Source organism: Mesorhizobium sp. M0621 (genome assembly GCF_040320745.1).
Classification (GTDB): Bacteria; Pseudomonadota; Alphaproteobacteria; order Rhizobiales; family Rhizobiaceae; genus Mesorhizobium.
Window position 1 is genome coordinate 1 of sequence record NZ_JAMYQF010000119.1, and the last position, 2532, is coordinate 2532.

2 protein-coding genes are annotated in these 2532 nt (G+C 66.5%); both read left to right on the plus strand.

Translation table 11 applies throughout. The features are described 5' to 3' along the window. Positions 1-129 precede the first annotated feature (129 nt). Positions 130-1035, plus strand: a complete 906-nt coding sequence (locus NKI38_RS33330) for a tyrosine-type recombinase/integrase (RefSeq protein WP_352665110.1) — start codon at positions 130-132, stop codon at positions 1033-1035. A 3-nt stretch (positions 1036-1038) separates the two neighbouring features. Next, entirely contained in the window at positions 1039-2232 is a 1194-nt protein-coding gene (locus NKI38_RS33335) for an IS91 family transposase (protein ID WP_352665112.1), read from the plus strand. The last annotated feature ends 300 nt before the right edge of the window (positions 2233-2532 follow it).

A 2532-nucleotide genomic window follows, 5' to 3' on the forward strand; every position in this document is an offset into this window, starting at 1 on the left:
TGCGCCTCATGCACGAACCCGCTCCGCGGGAGGGGCGCCTCGTTCTGCGATGGCGCGATATTCATAGACCTTGAGCGGGTAGAGGCGTCGATCTGACCATGGAGTTCCCTTCAACGAGAGGAACTCGCCATGGCTACTCTGTCGACCGATGCACCAATCTCTCCGCTTCGCCAGCGCATGCAGCACGACATGCTCATGCGTGGCCTGGGCTCCCATACCCAGCAGGACTATGTTCGTCACGTCCGGCGCTTCGCTGTGTTCCTTGGCCGCTCGCCCGACACTGCGACGGCTGAGGACATCCGTCGATTCCAGCTGCATCAGCATGAGAGCGGCGTCGGCCCTGCGACGATCAATGGCGCGGTCTCAGCCTTGCGGTTCCTGTTCCTCGTGACGCTGAAGCGGCGAGATCTGGCGCGTGCGCTGGTGATCATGAGGTATCAGCGCAAGCTGCCCGACGTGCTGAGCGTGGAGGAAGCGGCGCGGCTGCTCGAAGCCGCACCAGGCATCAAGTACAAGGCCGCACTCGGCGTCGCCTATGGCGCGGGCCTGCGCGTGTCCGAGGTCGCACACCTCAAGGTCGACGATGTCGATAGCACGCGCATGCTGATCCGCGTCGAGCAGGGCAAGGGCCGCAGGGACCGTAATGCGATGCTCTCACCGCAACTGCTTGAACTGCTGCGGCTATGGTGGCGCGAAGGCAGGCGGCGCGGGGTGATGCTCCCGCATGGCTGGCTGTTTCCGGGGCGCAGCTGCACGGCGCCGATCTCGTCGCGGCAATTGCACCGCGCGGTCCAGGAGGCAGCCGAAGTCGCGGGCATCCGCAAACGCGTCAGCCCGCACACGCTGCGCCACAGCTTCGCCACCCACCTGCTCGAACAGGATGTCGACATCCGCGTCATCCAGGTGCTGCTTGGCCACAGCAAGCTCGATACGACTGCGCTTTACACCAAGGTCTCGACGCGGACGATCCATGCGGTCGCAGGGCCGCTCGACCGGCTGATGGCGCTGATGGAAGGCAAGACGCCGCCCGGCTGAGCCGTGCGCACCTCTGTCGAGGTCGCCGACATCTTCCGTGCTGCCGGCCCCGCCTATCGGGCCGCCCATGCAGGTCACCTGAGCCTCATCCAGCTCAAGGTGATGTCGGCGATCGAGCATTGCCGCACCGCAGCGCTCGGCGGTCACGTCGAGGCCTGCGAGGACTGCGGCCAATGGCGGATCGCCTATAACTCCTGCCGCAACCGGCACTGCCCGAAGTGCCAGGGCGCGGCCGCGCGGACATGGCTGGCTGAGCGCGAGGCCGACCTGCTACCGGTCGGCTACTTCCACGTCGTGTTCACGCTGCCCGCCGAGATCGCCGACATTGCCTTCCACAACAAGGCGCTGGTCTACGACCTGCTGTTCAAGGCGGCATCGGAGACGATGCTGACGATCGCCGCCGATCCCAAGCATCTCGGCGCACGCATCGGCATCACGGCCGTGCTTCACACATGGGGATCGGCGATGACGCATCATCCGCACGTGCACATGATCGTGCCGGGCGGCGGCATCGCACCGGACGGGAAACGCTGGGTCTCGTCGCGCCCGGCGTTCCTGCTCCCGGTGCGAGTGCTTGGGGCGCTGTTCCGCCGACTGTTCCTGACCCGGCTGGTCGCGCTGCACGACGCCGGCTGTCTCACCTTTTTCGGGTCGATGGCGCACTTCACCGAGCGACGCGCCTTCCTGCGCCAGCTTGCTGCCGTCCGGAAGAAGCGCTGGGTTGTCTACGCCAAGGCGCCGTTTGCCGGGCCGGAGGCGGTGCTCGCCTACCTGTCGCGCTACACGCATCGGGTCGCGATCTCGAACCGCCGGCTGATCGCCTTCGACGAGAGCGGCGTCACCTTCCGCTACAGGGACTACCGTCGCGACGGCGCCGATCGGCAGAAGGTCATGACGCTCGCGACCGACGAGTTCATCCGCCGCTTCCTGCTCCATGTCCTTCCGCGCGGCTTCCATCGCATCCGGCACTACGGCCTGCTCGCGGGCTCCGCCCGCAAGGCCAGCCTCGCACGTGCCCGCGAACTGCTGAGCGTCGCTGCGCCGCCCGATGAGAACACCCCGAACGAACCGGACGACTTCCGCCCGCCGTGCCCGTGCTGCGGCGGACGCATGATCATCATCGAAGTGTTCGAACGCCGGAAGCCGCCGCGCGGACCGCCGGACACTTCGGCACCGAACTGGGAGACTTCCCCATGACCCGGCATGGCATGGTCCAGACTTCAGTCGCAGGCCCTCAGCCTTCGGCGACGGACCCACGCGCGTCCATGGTGATCATCGACGCCGAAGGGGACACGTCCAGTCGCGCGCCGGGTCGACAACACCCCGCGAAAACGCAACGAAGCGACCTGGCAGCATCCATAGCGGCGCTTCCCTCCGGCGGTCCCGACATCGCCGACATCAGCCGTAAATCGAAATCCCCATAGCCAACCTCGTGGCCCGCGGGTTCCTGCATGAGAGGCTTTCGTACGCCTGCCGGCACCCGAAACCCTTCACCAT